This window comes from Bacillus sp. URHA0034, assembly GCF_056280405.1.
Genome location: NZ_JBWCDK010000002.1, coordinates 996,877 through 1,017,456 on the forward strand (window position 1 = coordinate 996,877; position 20,580 = coordinate 1,017,456).

The following is a 20,580-nucleotide window of genomic DNA, read 5'->3' on the forward strand; positions in this document are numbered from 1 at the left end:
TATTTATCATTAATTCGAATTTTTTTCCTGTCCAACTCTATACGCTTTATCCATATCCTGTAGTAACATATCGATTGAGTAATCTCCCGATAATACGAACTGGATATCTTTTTGCATCACTTCTTGAACACCAGCGGGCCAATTTTGGTCAAGAAAGTTGTAGGAACCTTGTCTTAAGGCTGGTTCCATTTCCTTTGCCGCTGGATCTAAATCAGCATTTACATTCTTAAAAGTGGAAAAGGCCTCCTCGTTATCCAAAAAAATTTTTATGATATCTGGCCTTGCCCAAAAATCCAGATATTCCTTAGCCTCAACTGGATGTTTAGTATTTGCTGAAATCCCCATCATCGTTGAAACAGCTGCGGATACCCTTATCTCTTTTTTGTTATTAGCATAGGGCAAAGGAAACATCCCTAATTGAATGTTAGGATTCAATTGTTTAATTGGCGCTATAATCCAATTTCCATTAACGACCATTGCTGCTTTTCCTTCGGCTACCAATTGTGTTGTTTGATCATAAGTTGTATTTAATACATCGGGATTGAAATCTCCATTCTTCTCAAGCGCAAAATAATCTCTCAACATTCTCTCCCAGTGGGAATTAGAGAATTGGATCTTTCCATTCAACATGAGCTGATCAAAATTTGGATCTTTGCTATATATGTCGGATGGAGCCATTGCGTATGGAATTAATTGGTTAACCCATAAATCCTTTCCTCCCAAGGCAATCGGTATTATTCCGGCATGTTTTATTTTCTGACATGCCTCTAGAAATTGTTCCCATGTGTTTGGAATGGCCAACCCCAGTTTCGAAAATATTTCCTTGTTATAAACAACACCTATTACATTTAAATCCATTGGCAAAGCATACACCTTATGATTAGCAGATGAAATAGATTTCGATTCTGATATTAAATTGGCAACCCACGGATGATCGGATAAATCCATGAGGTAACCAGCTTCTACTAGTTGGTCCATCTTCTTACCAGGAAAAATGCCGAATATATCAGGTGCATCTCCGGATGCAAGTCTCGTCAGAAGGTTTGATTCGTAAAGATCGGTAGAGGCATTAATGTATTGAATTGTAATATTCGGATACTCCTCCTGAAATTGTTTGTTAATTTTATCAACAACAACTCCTGAATCATTACCAATCCAATGAAAAACTTTTAAAGTAATTTGTTTTTCCTGAACATCATTCTTAGGCATGTAAACACTTTTTATTTCTCTAACAAACTCAACCGTCAGTAGTCCTAACAAAACAATGATTATTAAGACAATAAATCCCCTTTTTTGTACCTCCATAACGTTTTCCCCTATCTTTTTTGCAAACATAGTGTAAAAAGGAATTGATCATACTTATCTAAAATTTTACCAGCCTATTTAATTGGCCTTTTTTTTGGAATTCTGAGGGAGTTACTCCCGTTGCTTTTTTGAATTGCTGACTAAAATATTTAGGGTCCTCATAGCCGACAAGAGCGCTTACATCCGAGAGCTTATATAGTCCCTTCTGGAGAATTTCTTTCGCTTTTGTTAAGCGGATTTCTGTTAGATACTGTGAAAAGTTGAGACCTGTTTCTGCTTTAAACAGTCTGGATAAATATCCGATACTTATATGATAGGTTGTTGAAAATTCTTGTAGAGAAATGCCTGTATTATAGTTTTTATTTATATATTCAATCATGGAATGTACGATATGTTTGGGTGAATACTGTTCCATTTGATTTGATTTTGTTAATGAAACAAGTTTTTCAAGCATCCAATCAGAAATCTCATGGTAATGGGTAACCTGCTTTAATAACTTATGAATTTCATCTGAAAAGCAAATTTTATTTTGTTGCAAACAAAGATTTAAATGAAATTGAAATCCATAAAATAAATCGGTAATAAACTCCGTTAACTGGTAGATCGTTATTTTCGATTTCTCCAGATTTTCAATAATATGTTGCACTTCCTCCCGAACCTTGGATACATCTCCATTTCTCATATACTGTTCCAAAATTCGCACCTGATTCCAGACTTCTTGGAGATCCATCTGTATCACCTGAACTCCAGGCTCAACAAATGTTGAATATTGCAACCTCATCTGCCGCTCTAAATGTGTTTGTAAGGTTTTGAAAGTATCATGGATAGGTTCGCCGCAAGGTTTGACAGAATATGTGGCATGTATAATCTCTTCTGAATTTACAAACATTTCAAATAATTTTTCGACTTCTTTTTTTATATCCTGTGGTGATATTGATCCATCTATTGGAAATAAAATCACCTTAGTATGCGGATCAGTTTCTAAAACGATTTCATCAGGAAATGATGTAAAGGTATCAAAGCTTTTTCTAATAGAATGGAATGAAGCCTCAATATCACTCCATGAACGCAAACCTTCCTGATTGCCGCAGATTATCAAAATCATTCCCCAAGTCTGGTTTAGAAAATCTAATTCCGCCTGTATTGGATTCTCAGCAACATCTAAAAGAATGCGAGATATTCTCCATTTTCTTAAATTATTCTTTTTTTGGACCAACTCATAAATCGATTCTAGTATACGGTCAATCGAATCATATAATTGTTCTGGCATTACCGGCTTTAACAAATAATCCTTAATCCCAATTTTCAGCCCTTTACGCGCATATGTAAATTCATCGTACCCACTTAAGACAATCCCTTGTACATCCGGATTCTTTTTTTTCAACTCTTCAATTAATTGCAAACCGTCAATACCTGGCATTCGGATATCAGTAATGACGAGGTCCGGTTTTAATCTGTTGGACTCACTTAATGCATCGTCTCCGGAAGGAAAAGAAAAAACTTGATGTTTGTTTTTGTATTTACCTAACATATCAATCAATTCCTCTAATGCCCAAGGTTCATCTTCAACTATGAAAATATTCATATGTACGCTCCTTATGGTTATTAATCTGAAACACATGGCATTTTAATATGAACAACCGTTCCTTCTCCTGGCGAACTATCGATGAATAGACCATACGGCTCACCATACATCAATCGAATTCTTCGATGTATATTAATAATTCCAATTCCCACATTGGCTGTTGGTACATTGTTGTATAGTTCCAATTCCTGAAGATCCGTACGAATTGCAGTTAATGTTTCTTTATCAATACCAAAGCCGTTGTCAATCACTTTAATTTCCAATATTCCTTGATAGCATTCTGCACGGATTTCAATTACACCGCCAGATTTTTTACTTTCTAGACCGTGGATAACTGCATTTTCAACAAGGGGTTGGATTGTTAGTTTTACAACTTTCATCTGTAACAAATGCTCAGGTATTTCACAGTAAAATTTAAATCTTTCTCGGAATCGTATATGCTGAATTTTCATGTAATTCTGGACATGGTTTAGTTCTACCTTTAGGGGTACAGGGCTATCCCAATCTTTCATACTATAACGAAACAGTTCTGCGAGTGACCCTGCCATATCAGATACTTCATTTATTCCTTTTCTCCTGCCAATCGCCCGCATAATGTTAAGTGTATTGAAAAGAAAATGCGGGTTTATTTGCGCCTGCAAAGCAAGGAGCTTTGCATCCTTTTCACGAATTTGTAATTCATAAACTTGGCTCAATAAATGTTCAAGGCTATCTAGCATATTATTAAAAACATTGCTTAGCAATCCAACCTCATTCTGATAAATGGTTTCTTTGAAACGCACTTTCATATTTCCAGATTCAACTTGTTTCATGACATGTATTACTTGTCGCATCGGATGAGTGATTCGGGTGGATACTAAATAAGTAATGATAGAAATAATAATTATGGAAATTAAAACAAGCAATAGAGTAATATTGCGAATATGATTTAACTTTGAAACCATTGAATCTGTTGGAATTAATGCTAATATAGTCCAGTTTGTCACTTTTGATTTAAGAAATGCATATAAAAATTTTTGCCCGTGTATTTGAACCTCACCGGAAGATCTTCCCTTTGAATAAAGATTTGGTATGGAAAAATCGATTTTTCGGCTCATCGCTTTTCCATTCGTATCATATATGATCTGCCCCGATTTATCGATAATCAAAGCATGAAGGTTTGTATTTGATTGTTCCGGTAATATCAGAATATTTTTCATCACATCAATATTCAGATCCATTTTCAAGTATCCAAGCAGTTTACCTGTTGGTATATCATTTATAGAACGTACCAAAGAAAAGACCTGTGTATTTGAATGAAAAACAGTTGTTTCCGGTCCAGTTGGCCAAAGAAATAGCGGAGGTTCTTTATTAGTTATGATACTTGAATACCAGGGCTCATCTGACCATTGATATCCAACTTTCGGACCTTTCCCTTTATTTACATAGTAAAATGGCCCATCTTTTGAAAAAAGATAAATACCCTGAATTCCTGGCCAAGGTGAAGATAAATTGCTCAAATAGAATTTCAAATCATAAATATCCCGTTGATATTCCAAACCCTTTCCATCAGGATTTCTAAGAACTCTTTGAACCAACGGGTAACCAAATATATCTAATGACAGACGTTCCATATCTTCAACGTAAAAATCAATATTTTGTGTCATCTGTGCAATCGTGCTGTTTGTCAGTGACAATGATTGACGTTCAATTTCTTGTGTATTATTCACATAAAACAGATTTCCAATTATTGTAATTGTTACTAAGAAAACAGATAAAAAGCTCACCATTAATTTTGTGTGTAAACCCCAACTTTGCCAATTGAATAACACCTTTTTTATCATTGAGTTCAATCGAGTGAACCCCCTATTAAATCTTTGTTTCATAGACTCTTAATTAACCATAATTGTTTAATCCTTAACTAAATTAAAATTTTTATTGATTATCACCTGAAAACGCTTACTGTCCTGTTTTCATAATATCATATAGAATTCTTTTGGCCACCTAGTTAGATTAGAATACATTTTACAACAATCTTACGACTGCTGGTTAGAATCCTATTACAGGCGTGAGTGGTTTCAAGCAGTTTTCTTAGCTTCTCAAAATAAGATATAAGTAGAATTTCAGGCACAACCTAGTTTCTTTAAAGGAAAGGGGACATTTGTCCCCAAATGATAATGGCCCATAAAATAAACAACACTTAAATCCTAGTCTACTAAATTTGTATAAGTTTCATTGATCCCTCATATCCGTCTGGAGATTTGAAAATAACCTCAATCTCTTTAGGAGCATATACTTCCACATGCAGATTTAGCCCATCGGTAACCTTCCAATTCACACTTATACTTCCTGAATTAATTAGTGGAACTGTTCCTCTAGCCCAAGTAAGATCTCCAGGATGCGGTTCTATGATCACTTTAGTCCAGCCAGGTGACGCTCCTCTTACACCAAGTATATATGCTCCCAAGAAATACGCAGGTGCTGCAGACCATGCATGACAGTGACTTCGTGTAAGCATATTGGGATTCGCACGATTTTCACTAAAATTAGGATACATTTCCCAACATGTGGTCGCATCATAATCAATCATAACTCCATAATTCCGACGAATATCGTTTAACAGAGTTGTCATATCACCTAACTTTGTCAATGCCTCATAATAAAAGAACGACATAAACGGACTGCCAATTTGTACAAAACTTCCTGGAGGATTGATTAAATATCTTTCCAGTATTGATTTTCGTTCACCATTTGCAGCCCCACACAAGTAAGCGCATACTTGTGTTTGCATACTGAATATTGAGGATTCACTGCCATCTGTATGAATACAATCCAGGTACGCTTGCTTTTCATTTGACCATAAATATTGATTAATCGCAGACTTTAAGTTTTCTGCTGTATTAAAATAGAACTCCGCTTTTTGATGATCGCCCAATTCTTCCGCTATTTGCGAAGAAATGTTAAGGGTTTTTAATAAAAATAAATTTTGGTGTGTGACAATCCCGTCGTTCGGCTGATCAATCGGGGCCCAATCCAATAAATTCCACCCCTTAATATACAGCAATCCTGTTTCATTCAATTTCTCTAAATAATGTTTTAATGTATATTCAATTTCCGGCCAAATGCCTTTTAAAAATTCTGTATCCCCTGTCGTCTGGTAATATTCCTGGCATGCGATCGCCCAGAAAAATGTCCAGTTCGGAATCACACTGCTCCACCCGCTCGGAACTTGATCTGCAAATAATGGCGTCTGGAATTTGGATCCTGGAACAAGATTCAAACATCTTTTCACGATCTCTGGAGCACCGAATACATAATAATTGACCAATGCCTCGTTACGGCTATCCCCCACCCAAAATACTTGTTCATACGAAGGACAATCAACAAACGTATCTTCCATACATAATCGGGTTGTATGTTTGGAAATTTCCCAAACCTTATCCAATTTAGCATCCGAACTTTGAAAACGACCTACCTCCGCTACTGGATAATTGCTTTGAATGACATGTATTGTATTAACTGCCGCAGGTCTAGCAGCGTTTCGGACTGTTACCATCAAATAACGAAATCCTCGCCGGACTGGGGAGGTATATTCTTGCACACCTTCTGAACAAACATATCGAATCGTATTATCCAATCCAAACGTATCTTGTCTCCAGCCATCGCGCATATATTCAAAACCGTAAAAATCGAGAATAGTACCTTCTTGAGCATCCACCTCAAACGATATATAACCCGACTGCTCTTTTCCAAAATCAAGAATAAATTCTGTATCCGAATTCTCAAATCTAGGAATGATTGTTGCATCAACACTTGGTATTACCATATTTTGAAAAGATGCTGGTATTGAAACACGTTCTTCCTTCTTCCACACACACATAGTGAATATATCATTCTGACTCACCAGTGATTTCGGAATCGGCTGAATCCATTGTGAAAATTTCTTTAATTCCTCAACATTCGATATATTTCCGGCTTCTTTGTATTCTGCTGATTCGAGTTGAATGCTGCGTTTATGTTGATGATCAATATACTCCACCACGTCAAAAGGACCGATTGTTATGAATTCTGACTCATCATTCCCTTGTTGAACAGGCGAAATTAATTCGAACGAAGAATCGCAATCTATTCCCATGTGAAATCCGGTTCCATGATCTGTACCTGTTACATCCATCATGAAGAAATGGTCGCCAGATGACAATTCAACATCCAAATACCGTTCAGGTTGTTCACCATAAAATTGATCAGGCGTGTAAACGGTTTCATTAATTCGACATGATCCAAAATTGAATGAACCTACTGGAAAGCCCAATGAAAGTTTACCAGGACTAGACAAACGTATAACGGTTGCGATATATCCAACATAGCCTACCGGATTTGCATGATTTACACTATCTGGCATCATATGATTGCGTATGTCAATGGCTGTGCTGAACGAGATTGGCTTTACCTTACTCATTTGCTCTACTCGGACAGGCTGAATTGGTTCTTCCGTCAAAAACGGGATATCCCTCGGAACTACTTCTGTCCAAGGGGCCATACCAACAGAACCTATGACTATGGCATTTTGCCAAGAATCATCTTGATAGAAGGTCTTATTCCAATTTGTGTCCCAATATCTTGCATCAATTTGTTCAGCATAACCTTGTTGACATGACATTCTCGGTGATCGTGAATCTTGCCCATCGTAACGGGCAACTTTCCAGCTATGATCCGTTTCAATTATCGCAGTTTGACCGTCATTATATGTAATGTCGAATTGTGCCAAAAGACCACCACGACCACGTAAATAATAAAAATTGGAAACGCCAAAATGAAGTACAAGCACAGCAATTGTATTATTCTGTCCAGTCTTTAACCAACGCTTAATTGAATATGTATCATAAAATTGTTCAAATGGCCATGATCGAACCGGACCTCTTCCGACCCGTTCCCCATTAACGAATACTACATATCTTGAATCCGCCGTAATTCGTAACTCTGATTCCTGGACTCCATTTTCTTTTACAAAAAATGTTTTACGAAAACACCACCATTCATTTCTAGGGCTTTCTTCTCGATCATTCCAAATCCACTTTGCATCCCAATTCATTTGCTCTTTCTGTACCATCAATTGCACCTCCTATAATGGTTATTAAATTTTGCGAAAACTACTAATCTTCCAAAAATTATAGCATAAAACAAACTTAGAACAGTATAATTTGTGTTAATTTGCATATGAAATTGTTACAAAATGTAGGCGCTAGACTTATAACTGTTTTTGTTGAAAAAGAAATAATTGATATAAATCCGCGATTATGTTGTTTTAATCATGCTGAAAAATATTCTTTCTGAGAGTGGACCTTGATGTCAGTAAAATTCTATAATCAAGATATTACGATCAATTGCAATACAGTTTAATAGTTTATAAGTATTGCTTCCTAATTGATATTAATGATAATTTTTCATTATATAACAAAAAATAAAGAGGAGAAGTTTATGGCAGAAACAAGAACAAAAAACACATCTTCCTCAAAAAAAAAGAAAAGGATAACACCTTTTCTAAAAAATTTAAATTTCCTTCGTTTGCTTAAGGTTATCTTTCTCATTGCCCTATCCCTACTAGTTGTCTATCTCTATTATTTACATACAAAAGGAACTTTTATTTCCAATATGGCCTTACTGTGGAAATTACATAGGAAGATTATTTTGATTATATTCGGGTTTGTAACATACAGTTTGGGTGTTTTTTACTTGGGTTTTATGAAAGGGAGAAAGGGATAAAAGTGGTTGACAAAAATAGCCCCCTACGGATTTTTATAGGTGACTAAGAGTATTTCTCCTTCACAGTTTCACTTAACAGTCTTCAACAGTCTAGTCAAAAAAACCGTTTAGACAGTGGAGAGGAATTTTATTAAAAACGTTCAAGAATGTTGCAATGGCGGGACTGCGTGGGAATCGCCGCCTTCTAATGCCGGATTCTTGGTAAAGCCTAATAATCGGTCCTTTCCAACGACCTGATATATTTGACTGCATTGTTCCGTTGTTCTTGTATCATTCCATAATATTGAATTCCGCAGCACCTTGTTATTTTCATCCAATAATACAAGTCCCTGCATTTGTCGAAAAACTAATCCCTTCAATGTCCTCTATAGTTCCTTGGAATTCTTGGGTAAGTTGAGCCAACCCTTTGGCAGTTTTTTCATACAAATGTTGAGGATTCTATTGACCTAACCTGATTTTTCCAAAATTAATGGATATTCCTTACTGATTTCCTGGCATACTTCTCCTTTTTGATTTACAAGTAAAATTTTCACTGCGCTTGTCCCAAGGTCAACCCCAATGACGTATTTCATTAACATCACTCATTTTGTAAATATCATCTTATTTATTTTTCTTACAAAAGAGTGCTGAAGAAATTACTACCAGCACATTTTACGTTCTTTTTACTGCACAATTATTAGACAATCACGTGGATTGAAACTTTTTATTTTAATTCTGGTATTCTATTAATTCTTGGGTCTGTAAATATATCACTTTCATCTGTACTTCTTGTCGAGAATTCAGAAACTACCGCACCTTCGCTTCCTGCTTTAAACCAATGAAGTGTATTAGGATAAATGGTATATTGCTCCCCTGGCTGTAAAATGATTTCATTGAATGCGGTATAGTACTCTTCATCCCCTTGCGACGGATTCATTGTACGATTTTTTGTTTCTTCTCCTTCTAAATATAGATATACTTTTCCATAACGACATCTAAACGTCTCTTCTTTTCCTTCATCAAAATCCCTTTTTGGATGCTTGTGTTCTGGACAAGTTTGATATGGCAGCAACACCAGTTCTTTCGCGCAAACCAGATCGGTGTTTACATATGTAATCAATTGCAATCCTGTATCATCAATTTTATTTAGTCCAAAGTCAGCCACCTCTAAACCATTTTTCTCTTCTTCTGTCAAAATGATATTGGCCTTCTCGAACAATTCTAAAGACTTGGCTTTAATTCGTTCATAATCTTGTAGAGTCATGCCTAATTCCTCCTTGGACGGATGATTATAATAAAATCTATAAAACTATTGCCCTTAATTTCCTACAAATTGATTCTTGTTTGAAAATATCTCCATTGCTCGTTTTACATCTTTTTTGATAGCGGCTTTTGCAGCTACAGCAAAGTCATGATAGAAAAGATTATTATGATTATCTATAAAATCTTTTACAGCTAGTGCACCTGCGTTTGCAGCATAACTATAGTAATTTATTTTTCTTACACCGGAATTAATGACGGCTACATAGTCTTCTTTGCTTAATCCGGAACCGCCATGCATCACAACTGGTCTTTTAATATTCTCGGAAATCAAATTTAGTCGTTCTACATCAAGATTTGGCTCTTTGATATACATTCCATGAACGGTTCCAAAGGAGGCAGCCAATGCATCTATTTCTGTTTTCTCAACAAAATCTTTTGCAACTTGCGGGTCTGTATAATAATCCACTAATTCTCCTTCAATAAGATGCTCATCCCCTTGGGATTCTTCACCGCCAATACCGGATGAAGTCATCATTCCAAGCTCCGCTTCGACTGAGACGTTATAATCATGAGCATATTTAACGACTTCCTCCACCGTTCCGATATTTTCTTCATAGCTCATATGCGAAGCATCGATCATAACGGAGCTAAAACCGATGCTAATTGCCTTTTTGACATTTTCGAGATTTGATCCATGATCAAGGTGTACAGCTACTGGAACAGTTGCTTTTTTAGCAAATTCCACGAGTATCGGACCCATGATTTCAAGCGGGGTAATTTCAAAGTGTACTTCTGCATGTGCCAAAATTATCGGAACCTGTAATTCTTCTGCTGCTTCAATCACAGCCCTTGCAGATTCCAACGTTGGGCAGTTAAACGCACCAACTGCGTAATTTCCCTCTTCCGCTTTAGCTAAAATTTCTTTTAATGTAACGAGCATAATAAAATTCCTCCTTAAAGTTCTATTGGTTCTCTTTTTGGAAATTCCTTATACATGTTAACAAGTTGTTCATAGCTTTTAACTCCGGACGTGCTATCATCGGAAGATAATGAAGAGGCTGCAGCTGCGGTGCCTAATTTCATAGATTCCGGAAGGTCCAACCCTTTTAATGCTCCGTATAATACTCCGGTCACATAAGCATCCCCTGCACCTACTGTTCCTTTGATCCAGTGCCGGTCCAGCAATAGGGAAGGTATGCTATAGGTGATGGTTCCGTCGTATCCAAAACTGCTTTCCGGAGTGTGGATAACAACCCAGTCTTTAACTCCTGATTCCTTCAATTTAAAAAGAGTCTTTTTTATATTGGTAATGATTAATGCACCGAATGGATCTCTTAAACTGATACCCACACTTTTGCCTGCTTCCAGTTCATTGATTACACAGTAGTTTGTATACTTTAAAGCTGGCGGGACTAGTTTTTCATACCTGTTACTATTTTCACTGACAATATCAATCGATGTTTTAATGCCCAAATCTTGTGCTTGCTTCAAGATCCTTGCCATCCTAGTCCCATACTCACGATCCTCTTGATCTAATGATTCTAATAATAGAATGTAGGCTATATGGAGGATCTTCGAGTTCAATTTTTCCAATTCAATCGTTTTCTCATCAAATAAACTTGAATTGCCTCGGTAGGTAAAAAAGGTCCTAGTATGGTCATTTTCATCTTGAATAACATCCGTAAAGGGAGTATCTCCGATTACTTTCAGATGGCTCATATCGATACTTTTATAGTTTCCTAGTTTGTCTTTAAGAAAATGACCTTTATCATCGTCACCAAGGAGTGCTATGATCTCAATCGGCAGGCTGGGATCCATTTTTGCTAACGTTATTGCGCAGTTGGAGACTGCCCCTCCATTTGACCTTGAAATGCTTCGAATTGTTGTCAACTCGGATTTGTTGGGATACTTTTCAATTTTCTTAATTTCATCTACAGCAATCGTACCCGCAAATGCAATTCCCTTATTCAATTGATCACCCTCTTGACCATCATAGTCCTAGAACGATTGCCTATTGATTGCTTCGTTTCATCAAAGGGCTATGAAATGATAGACTATGCTCTTCTTTTTTTAATGACATCCGCATAAACAGCTACTAATATGACAATCCCTTTCACGATATATTGCCAAAACGAACTAACTCCCATCAGGTTTAGCCCATTACTGAGTACGCCAATAATTAGAGCACCGATTACAGTGCCACCAATCCTGCCGGTACCGCCTGTCATACTCGTTCCGCCTAGGACAACTGCGGCAATCGCGTCAAGTTCTGCTCCAGTACCAGAGGTAGGCTGCCCGGAGAACATACGGGAGGCCAGGACGATACCTGCTACAGCTGCCATTAACCCACTGAATGTATAAGCAAAGAACTTTACTTTTTTGATATTAATACCGGCAAATTTAGCCGCTTCCGCGTTTCCGCCGACAGCATACATATAACGGCCTAGCTTGGTTTTATTCATGATTAGATAACACACGACTAATAGAATAATTAAATATAATACCGGCATAGGTAATACTCCGCCAATATAACCGGAACCAATGGAGTTAAAGGATTCTGACATTACCCTGATTGGTTTACCATCAGTGAGTACATATGCGGCCCCCCGCGCGATATTCATCGTTGCAAGAGTGACAATGAAAGGAGGAATGACCGTAGTAGCGGAAACATAACCATTCACAGCACCAATTAACATTCCCACTAAAAGACCCACAGCCACTGCGATAATAACAGGTGTTCCAAATAAGGCAATTAGTCCGGTTGTCACCACTCCTACTACGGCCATTATGGATCCAACCGAAAGGTCAATTCCTCCAATTATAATGATCATAGTCATGGCTAAAGCCAAATATAGATTTGTTGATGTTTGTCTTAATATATTTAGCAAGTTATTGGAATTTAGAAAGTTGGGATTGACGAAAGATATTACGATGCATAGGATTAGTAATCCGATGATGATTCCCATATTATTTCGAACAAAGTTTTTTATCCCACCCCCGACATTTAGAGCGGAATGGGCTTTCTTGTTTATATCGATAGACACTTGAGACATGTCAATTACCCCCAGTCGCGTAATGCATAATTGTTTCTTGGTTAAAACAATCTTTATTTAATATCGTTTGGATTTTACCTTTGCACATGACGGCAACTCTATCACTCATATTGATCACTTCAGGCAGTTCAGAGGAAATCATAATAATAGAAACTCCCTCTTTGACTAATTGGTTCATGATCGAATATATTTCTGCTTTTGCCCCAACATCAACACCTCTAGTAGGTTCATCCAATATCAAAACCTGCGGTTTGGTGGCCAGCCATCTCGAAATTAAAACCTTTTGCTGATTTCCGCCACTTAAATTCTTTACTTGTTGATCCGGACTTGGTGTCTTGATCGATAACCCCCGTATATAGTTCTTTGTCTCACTTTTTTCATATTTAGAATTAACCCTAAAGAATTTAATGAATTCATCTAATATCTTGATTGTTAAATTGTATTGAACCGATTGGCTCAGGAATAATCCTTCTTCTTTACGATTTTCTGTCACATAAGCAATTTTATTTTTTATAGCATCATTTGGATTTTTAATCGTTACTTTATTTCCTTTTACAAATATTGCGCCCTGTTCGAAAGAATCCAGGCCAAATATACACTTCATCAGTTCTGATCTGCCGGCGCCTACTAATCCAGAAAAACCTAAAATTTCACCTTTCCTGAGTTCAAAACTGGCATTTTCTACGACGCCTTTTTTTGTTAAATTAGTAACTTTTAAGACACATTCATCTGATGCTGAAAAGTCCCTGACATAGTAATTGGTTAGTTCCCTGCCTACCATCATGGAAATTAATTTTTCATTTGTGGTATCTTTTGTTACTACACTGCCTATATAAGTACCATCACGCATGACAGTGATTCTATCAGTGATTTCAAATAATTCATTCATTCTATGGGAGATATAGACCATTCCAACGCCTTGCTTTTTTAAATTTCTAATCGTTTTAAATAAGAATTCCACCTCTTTATCCGTCAATGACGAGGTTGGTTCATCCATTACAATGATTTTTGAATTAAAAGAAACAGCTTTGATGATTTCAATCATTTGCTGTTGAGCCACATTTAATTTATTGATCACTGTATCTGCAGTTAATCCCAAGTCAAAATCGTTTAAAAATTTTTGAGCATTCTCATACATGTTTTTTTGATCAATAAACCCCGTTTTTGTAAGCGGTTCACGACCTAAGTAGATATTTTCGGCTATCGATAAATAAGGAACTAAACTGATTTCTTGATGAATAATGCTGATGCCATATTTTTGCGCATCTTTTACACCGTTGATCTGAACTTCATTCCCATTTATAAAGATTTTCCCTTCGTTTATGCTATAGATGCCACTCAATATTTTCATTAGTGTTGATTTACCTGCACCATTTTCCCCTAGAAGTGCATGAACTTCGCCGATTTCCAGTTCAAAATCAACGCCCTTTAAAGCATAAACTCCAGGAAACCGCTTAGTTACACCTTTCATTTCCAACAGTCTACCGCCCATATTTTCCACCTCGTTCAATTAGAAAGGGTGACCGATAAGTGAATCCTAGCCCAATCTACTACAAAATATAGTTGTTTCTTCTTGTATTTCCTATACTTGTATTAAGAAAGCTGACACTTATGTGTTGAGTCACCCATTAATCTAAAGCATTATTTACTGCTGCTTACTGCCATCCATCTGTACCGTATTTATCTACATTATCTTTGTTGATTAAGAATGTCTCTACTGGATTTCTCTTTTCAAACTTTTTACCTTTTAACACTTTATATGCTACATCAACTGATCTTTGTCCAATTGAAATTGGTGATTGTGCACCTGTTCCAACAAGTGGTCCGCCTTCTTTAATTGCTGCTTTGGCATCAGGAGAACCATCTACACCATAAATGGCAATGTTGGTTTTATTCGCGGCTTTTGCTGCTGCTAAAGCACCTAATGCAGTTGGATCATTTCCACCCATGATTGCAACAATATCAGGGTGAGCTTGAAGGATATCTTCAGTGATGCCAAGAGCTGTTTGTAGATCCCCTTTAGCATCTTGCTGTGCTACAATTTTAAAATTTTTCCCTTTAATTGCTTCCATGAACCCTGCGATTCTATCATTGATAGAATTCATTGTCGGGCTGTCAAGGACTGCAATCTTTCCGCCGTTTGGAAATCTTTTGATAAGATCTTGGCCATCCACTCTTCCTGCATTTTTGTTATCAGAACCAACGTAAGCGGTCACATATTTAAAGTCTTTAACTTCTGTATCATAGTTGATGATCGGTATATTGGCTTCTTCCAGCATCACTAATGCAGGTCTAATTCCTTCCCAATCCACTGGATTTAAGTAGATTGCATCAATTCCCTGAGCAATCATGTCTTCAATTTGATTAATTTGAAGCTCCACGTTCATTGCTGGATTCGTGGTAATTAGCTTGTCGCCATTTGCCTCTACCTTTTCGCGGATGGATTTTTCAAGCACTTGGAAGAATGGATTGTTCTGTGTCATGGATGTGTAACCAAAAACGTAATGATCTTTAGATTTTTTTCCAGCCGAACCACTGGATTGTTCGTTTTTGTTACATGCAACTAACGCAAAAGTCAGCAATGCAACTAAGAAAATTGACACTAATTTTTTCATTGGTATGCCCCCTCTTTTTAATGTTGATATTTTTTTGAGCCGGGATGTAAGCCCTTTCCCTAAAGACATCTTACCAAGGTCATCCAAACCTGTCTTTTTAATAAATTAACAATTTTTATAAAAATTTAACTTTTATAAAAGCGCTTACGTTCTTCTAATAAAATTTAAACACAAAACAAAAAGGGAAGCACGCTGTTGCTAGCAGGTGCTCGCCCTTTTGAAGATCATTGGACTTTGCAGTCCAATTTTTATTCCTTTTATTTTTTGGCTCTGCTAAATATGGCTGTTGATTGGAGCGAAAGGCGCTTAAATCGATTTTAGCTGCTCGTAATCGTCATGGATAGCTGCTGTGTAGCACCTTTTCGATATTGATTTGGAGAAACACCTACAACTTTTTTAAAGGCAGTGCTAAAATAATGCTGGGATTCATACCCGACTTGTTCTGCAATTTCATATACTTGCAAATTGGTAGAATTCAGCAGCTTTATCGCTTTTTTTATTCTCATATCAGTAACCAAACCTGTAAAGGATATTCCCAATCCTTGTTTAATCATCCGGCTTAAATATACGGATGAAACTTGTAATTGTTGGGCAATTGATTCCAGGGTCAGCTCAGGATTCGAATATTGTTGACGTATGTATTTCTTTGCGCGTCTTACAATCGGAGAAATTTGCGAATCCTCATGAACCTTCGTTTTACAACTTTCGTAAACAGCAGGAATCACATCAAAATCTCCTGGAATGGATTCTGAATAAAGAGTCGGGGACAACTGTAAATAGGATTCGATACTCATTTCTATTTTTGAAAAAGATTCTTCTTGAACCTGTCCCCACAATAGGATAAAAAGCAGCCCAGATTGATCACTAAAAACCAGCTTTTGCTGTTCTTCCAACACTTCTAAAATAATGTTTTTTATCCCAAATAGAAATAGTTCCTTATCCGTCCCTTGAATTAGAGGCTGATTCATCTCCAATTCCTTACTGCGAACGACCACCATCAAATGAGGCACTTTTTCCGGGAGCCTCCAAAATTGCAACTGCTCTTTAATTTCATTAGCTGTCAGATTTCCTTCAACCCAATTTCGACAAAACTGTTCTTTAATCAACAATGTATTTTGCGAAATGTGACTTGAGGCAATTTCTAAATACTTTCTTTCAGCTGTAATGGTCTGTAGTTTACTTGCTGCTTCTTTAAGAACTTCAGTTAAACTTTCTGGTTTGATTGGCTTTAAAATATAATCCTCCACTTGTAACCGTAAAGCTTCCTGTGCATAGCTAAATTCATCATAGCCTGAAATGATCACGACTCTGCATTTAGGAAGGCTTGCCCGGATATTTTTAATTAAACTCAGTCCATTCATAATTGGCATGTTCAAATCGGCTAATAGAATATCCACTTCATATTTCAGCGCCAATTCTAATGCCTCCTCACCATCTTCAGCTTCCGCTGCTACTTCCATCCCAATTTTATTCCAGTCGATTGAATACCGGATTCCTTCTCGAATATTTGGCTCGTCATCTGCAATTAATACTTTTAAAAGTTGCTTCAAGCATAACACCCCATTAGATTAGGATCTATATTTATCAATTCAAAGGAAGAAGAATATTAACGGTTGTACCTTTTCCTTTTAAACTATCAATGTATAAACCATATGGATCCCCATGCGATAGCTTAATTCTTGCTTGAACATTCATAACCCCATAACCAATAGTTTTTATTTTCTTCGTTTCTTCCAAACTATTAAAGTTAACGGCTAGATTTTCACGTAGTGCAGCTAATCTTTCCTCTTCGATGCCCACTCCGTCGTCCTTTACACAAAGAGCTAAATTTTGTTCATGTCCTTCCGCGGTAATCGAAATATGGCCTGGGCCCCGCCTTTCTTTAATGCCGTGATAGATGGCATTTTCAACGATTGGCTGCAATACAAGCTTTATGACTGATATATTAGCAAGTTTTGGGTCGATCGAAATACTATAATTCAATTTATCTTTATATCTTGCTTTTTGGATTTTTAAATAACTCTCAATATGCTCTATTTCATTTGCCAATGGAATCAGGTCATTACCCTTGCTTAAACCAATCCGAAAAAGCTGTGATAAGGAATCCACGACTTCAGCTACATCCAATGCCCCTTTTTTCCGCGCCATCCAATTTATGGTGTCAAGCGTATTGTATAAAAAATGAGGTTTGATATGGGATTGCAGTGCCCGTAATTCCGCTTCCCGCTTTTGCCTTCCCTGAATTTCGGTAAGGGAGATTAGTTTGTTAATTTGGTCCAGCATGGTGTTAAAACTGCGCCCCAGCATCCCAATTTCATCTGTACGTTTGCCCTTATAGCGAATTGATAAATCCCCTGACTCAGCTTGATTCATAAAAGTATTTAATTGATTAATGGGCCTTGACATTGAAAAAGATAAATAATATGACGCACCAATTCCAAACGCAAAAACGATAAATAAAAAACTAATTACGTAAAAGTTAATTTGCTGTACCTCCATAACCGATTCATTTGTTGGAAATACCCCGATTGTCGTCCAATTCGAAAATTGGGACTTTCTATAGATGAATTGCATGTTTTTCCCTTCGATCTTTTTGGAGAATGTGCCTGATGAACCTTTTTTAAACCAACCTAGCTGTATCTTATCGACTAAAGAATCTTGAGGTGAATAGATGACATCCCCCTCATCATCTATGACCATTAAATAACCTGTTTTCCCTAATTTTATATCTTCAATTATTTCAGATATCACCCGCAATTTTAAATCTATTAAGATGACACCAGTCACCGTCTGCGTATCGGGATCCAGGATTGCCCGAACGCCAGAAACAATTTCACTATTCTTATAATTCACATGAGTTCTGACACTTCTATCCGCCGGATGGCCAATAATCTTAAAAATACCATTATTCTCAATTGCTTCCCGATACCAATCTTCCTTTATTAATGATTTAATATTACGAGTATACATCTCATTGCTGATATATTTACCTTCATCATTTATCACAAGGATCCCCGCAATTTCAGGGTTAACGGTTGTAAACCCTTGCAAAAATTGCTGCATTTGGTACTGACTATTTGTGGCTTCAGCATCCTGGAGAAAATGGATGATATCCGGATTGAATGAGACAAGATAGGAGATATCCTGCATATTTTCCACGTACGATTCTAACGATTTGTTTGCCAGTCCAATTAATTGTAGTGTATGCTTCGTTGCCTGTTTTTCCATGATTTTATCTACGGCCATACTAATCAACGAGCCAAAACCGATGGAAGGTAAAATGCTGATTATGAGCAATAAAGCTATTATTTTATAACGAATTGGTAAATCATTTATTTCTAAAGAGGTTATTTTTTTCAACATCATCACTCAATTCCAAGGCTGCCTATTTTGCATAATAGTTTTCTACATTTTTTCTAGACACTACCGTAATGCCCGTATCCATTTTTGGAAGAATATCGTGTGCATAAGGATCATTTGGAAGTTTAATCAGTTCATGTTTAACATGGAACAAATATTGCAAAGACCAATAACCCATGTTCCAGGTTCCCTGAGCAACGGTAGCCGTTATCGTTCCGTCCTTTACCATGTCAAGCGTTTGTTTATCAGTATCAAAAGCAATTATTTTAACTTGAGGAACTTTATTTAAGAGAATCGCAGCCTCCCCCACCCCAACGCCTCCATTTGCTTCGGTTACAAAAATTCCTTTTAAATCCGGATATTGCTTTAAAATATCAGTGGCAACTTGTTTTGACACCAATTGATTCCCTTTACCGTCTTTAACAGCGACCACTTTAATGTTAGGGTATTGCCCTTCAATTGTCTCTTGGAACCCATTCAATCGGTCGATTTGATTTTGTTGATTTGATAGAGTGATGACGGCTACCTTACCCTTATAATTGAGCATATCCGCCATTTCATGGGCTGCTGTTACCCCTGCATTATAATTATTTGTTCCTATATAGGAATAGGCATTGCTTTTGGGGGCATCAGAATCAAATAGTACCACCGGAATACCAGCATTAATGGCTTTATAGATCGTTACATCCAGTGCATCCGGGTGTATGGCGGAAATCGCAATGCCTGATGGTTTTTTTGCAATTACCTGCTCAAGAACCGTGATTTGTTCTTTAACATCATATTGGGCTGCACCACGATATTCAACGGAAACGTTAAGTGTCTGTGATGCATCCTCAAATCCTTTCAATATATTTTTCCAGTAATCTGCCCCTGCTTGGAATGTAACCATGACATATTTCTCATCAATGTCTCCGTGCATCCCTTTTGGGTTTCCCTCAAGACTTGCGTTTGCCTCACGAGATTGAAAATTTATTAAATATACTAGAAAGGCAACGATTAATAAAGCATAAACAAATAAAAGCTTTTTCACTTGAAACCCCTCTCAATGCTGAATGATAAATCTATTCATTATATAGACGAACAGGCATCCTATACTATACTATACTATACTATACGCTAACCTAAATCTCTTATCTGTGAATAGGGATACATCGGATATTTATCTATATAACTTTATAACTTTAGTATAGTTTAAATTATAGCAATTTGTTAATTTCAGCTTCTAAAACATCTCTAGTTAATTTCCTAAAATCTTATGTTTATCTGTGACAGTATCTTCGTATAGAGCCTTTTTTAATTTACTTTCTCCTATAGATCTGTATTTTGTTTTAACACCATAAGCTTTTTCTACAGGATACTTCATTTCGTTCTTTCCTATTTTGTACTTTACAATCTTCTCTACATCCAAACCCAAGTCATTTGCTAATAACATAGCATAGATTAAAACATCAGCTAGTTCATCCTTAATATTTTCCAAATTGACTTAAACTGCTTCTTCACTGATTTTCCATTGAAAGTTTTCAAGAAGTTAGCTTGCTTCAAGTGAAAGAGATACAGCTAGATCTTTAGGGTTGTGGAATTGCTGCCAACTACGATCATCTCTAAATTCAATCACTTTTTCAGTTAGTTCTCTGATTTCCATATTTACACCTAGTTTCTTTTATCGTTTGATAAAATG

The 20,580-nt window shown here is 36.7% G+C and carries 13 protein-coding genes and 2 pseudogenes; all 15 read right to left on the reverse strand.

The genetic code is table 11. The annotated features are described in order from the left end of the window. Positions 1-9: 9 nt before the first annotated feature. Complete coding sequence (locus ACZ9EE_RS06885) at positions 10-1,305, reverse strand: ABC transporter substrate-binding protein (RefSeq protein ID WP_476025913.1); 1,296 nt, start codon at positions 1,303-1,305, stop codon at positions 10-12. A 58-nt stretch (positions 1,306-1,363) separates the two neighbouring features. Further along, positions 1,364-2,890 carry a response regulator transcription factor gene (locus ACZ9EE_RS06890; protein ID WP_476025914.1) on the reverse strand — a complete coding sequence of 509 codons (1,527 nt, stop codon included), beginning with the start codon at positions 2,888-2,890 and terminating at the stop codon, positions 1,364-1,366. Positions 2,891-2,910: 20 nt separating this feature from the next. Continuing rightward, positions 2,911-4,755: a sensor histidine kinase gene (locus tag ACZ9EE_RS06895; protein ID WP_476025915.1), complete on the reverse strand. Its 1,845-nt coding sequence runs from the start codon at positions 4,753-4,755 to the stop codon at positions 2,911-2,913. Between the two features lie 329 nt (positions 4,756-5,084). Continuing rightward, a complete protein-coding gene (locus ACZ9EE_RS06900) occupies positions 5,085-7,979 on the reverse strand; it encodes a family 78 glycoside hydrolase catalytic domain (protein ID WP_476025916.1) in 2,895 nt (964 codons plus the stop codon). A gap of 832 nt (positions 7,980-8,811) precedes the next feature. Continuing rightward, positions 8,812-9,204 (reverse strand): annotated as a pseudogene (locus ACZ9EE_RS06905) (FGGY family carbohydrate kinase); the annotation flags it as partial. Between the two features lie 131 nt (positions 9,205-9,335). Continuing rightward, positions 9,336-9,875 carry a D-lyxose/D-mannose family sugar isomerase gene (locus ACZ9EE_RS06910; protein ID WP_476025917.1) on the reverse strand — a complete coding sequence of 180 codons (540 nt, stop codon included), beginning with the start codon at positions 9,873-9,875 and terminating at the stop codon, positions 9,336-9,338. Between the two features lie 54 nt (positions 9,876-9,929). Next, positions 9,930-10,814 carry a class II fructose-bisphosphate aldolase gene (locus tag ACZ9EE_RS06915; RefSeq protein WP_476025918.1) on the reverse strand — a complete coding sequence of 295 codons (885 nt, stop codon included), beginning with the start codon at positions 10,812-10,814 and terminating at the stop codon, positions 9,930-9,932. 14 nt (positions 10,815-10,828) lie between these two features. Beyond that, positions 10,829-11,845, reverse strand: a complete 1,017-nt coding sequence (locus ACZ9EE_RS06920; protein ID WP_476025919.1) for a carbohydrate kinase family protein — start codon at positions 11,843-11,845, stop codon at positions 10,829-10,831. An 83-nt stretch (positions 11,846-11,928) separates the two neighbouring features. Continuing rightward, positions 11,929-12,927 carry an ABC transporter permease gene (locus tag ACZ9EE_RS06925; RefSeq protein ID WP_476025920.1) on the reverse strand — a complete coding sequence of 333 codons (999 nt, stop codon included), beginning with the start codon at positions 12,925-12,927 and terminating at the stop codon, positions 11,929-11,931. A gap of 1 nt (position 12,928) precedes the next feature. Further along, a complete protein-coding gene (locus ACZ9EE_RS06930; RefSeq protein ID WP_476032884.1) occupies positions 12,929-14,419 on the reverse strand; it encodes a sugar ABC transporter ATP-binding protein in 1,491 nt (496 codons plus the stop codon). A gap of 163 nt (positions 14,420-14,582) precedes the next feature. Next, complete coding sequence (locus ACZ9EE_RS06935; protein ID WP_476025921.1) at positions 14,583-15,542, reverse strand: substrate-binding domain-containing protein; 960 nt, start codon at positions 15,540-15,542, stop codon at positions 14,583-14,585. Positions 15,543-15,859: 317 nt separating this feature from the next. Continuing rightward, positions 15,860-17,092: a response regulator transcription factor gene (locus ACZ9EE_RS06940; RefSeq protein ID WP_476025922.1), complete on the reverse strand. Its 1,233-nt coding sequence runs from the start codon at positions 17,090-17,092 to the stop codon at positions 15,860-15,862. 34 nt (positions 17,093-17,126) lie between these two features. Then, on the reverse strand, positions 17,127-18,908 hold the full coding sequence (locus tag ACZ9EE_RS06945; protein WP_476025923.1) for a sensor histidine kinase: 1,782 nt from the start codon (positions 18,906-18,908) through the stop codon (positions 17,127-17,129). Positions 18,909-18,927: 19 nt separating this feature from the next. Continuing rightward, positions 18,928-19,932, reverse strand: a complete 1,005-nt coding sequence (locus ACZ9EE_RS06950) for a substrate-binding domain-containing protein (protein ID WP_476025924.1) — start codon at positions 19,930-19,932, stop codon at positions 18,928-18,930. A 279-nt stretch (positions 19,933-20,211) separates the two neighbouring features. After that, positions 20,212-20,544 (reverse strand): annotated as a pseudogene (locus ACZ9EE_RS06955) (MazG-like family protein); the annotation flags it as partial. Positions 20,545-20,580: the final 36 nt, after the last annotated feature.

Bases quoted from the DNA above. Each gene is read 5' to 3' on its own strand.
- ACZ9EE_RS06885 (WP_476025913.1), bottom strand. From the start codon at position 1,305: ATGGAGGTACAAAAAAGGGGATTTATTGTCTTAATAATCATTGTTTTG.
- ACZ9EE_RS06890 (WP_476025914.1), bottom strand. From the start codon at position 2,890: ATGAATATTTTCATAGTTGAAGATGAACCTTGGGCATTAGAGGAATTG.
- ACZ9EE_RS06895 (WP_476025915.1), bottom strand. From the start codon at position 4,755: ATGAAACAAAGATTTAATAGGGGGTTCACTCGATTGAACTCAATGATA.
- ACZ9EE_RS06935 (WP_476025921.1), bottom strand. From the start codon at position 15,542: ATGAAAAAATTAGTGTCAATTTTCTTAGTTGCATTGCTGACTTTTGCG.
- ACZ9EE_RS06925 (WP_476025920.1), bottom strand. From the start codon at position 12,927: ATGTCTCAAGTGTCTATCGATATAAACAAGAAAGCCCATTCCGCTCTA.
- ACZ9EE_RS06945 (WP_476025923.1), bottom strand. From the start codon at position 18,908: ATGATGTTGAAAAAAATAACCTCTTTAGAAATAAATGATTTACCAATT.
- ACZ9EE_RS06915 (WP_476025918.1), bottom strand. From the start codon at position 10,814: ATGCTCGTTACATTAAAAGAAATTTTAGCTAAAGCGGAAGAGGGAAAT.
- ACZ9EE_RS06910 (WP_476025917.1), bottom strand. From the start codon at position 9,875: ATGACTCTACAAGATTATGAACGAATTAAAGCCAAGTCTTTAGAATTG.
- ACZ9EE_RS06930 (WP_476032884.1), bottom strand. From the start codon at position 14,419: ATGGGCGGTAGACTGTTGGAAATGAAAGGTGTAACTAAGCGGTTTCCT.
- ACZ9EE_RS06900 (WP_476025916.1), bottom strand. From the start codon at position 7,979: ATGGTACAGAAAGAGCAAATGAATTGGGATGCAAAGTGGATTTGGAAT.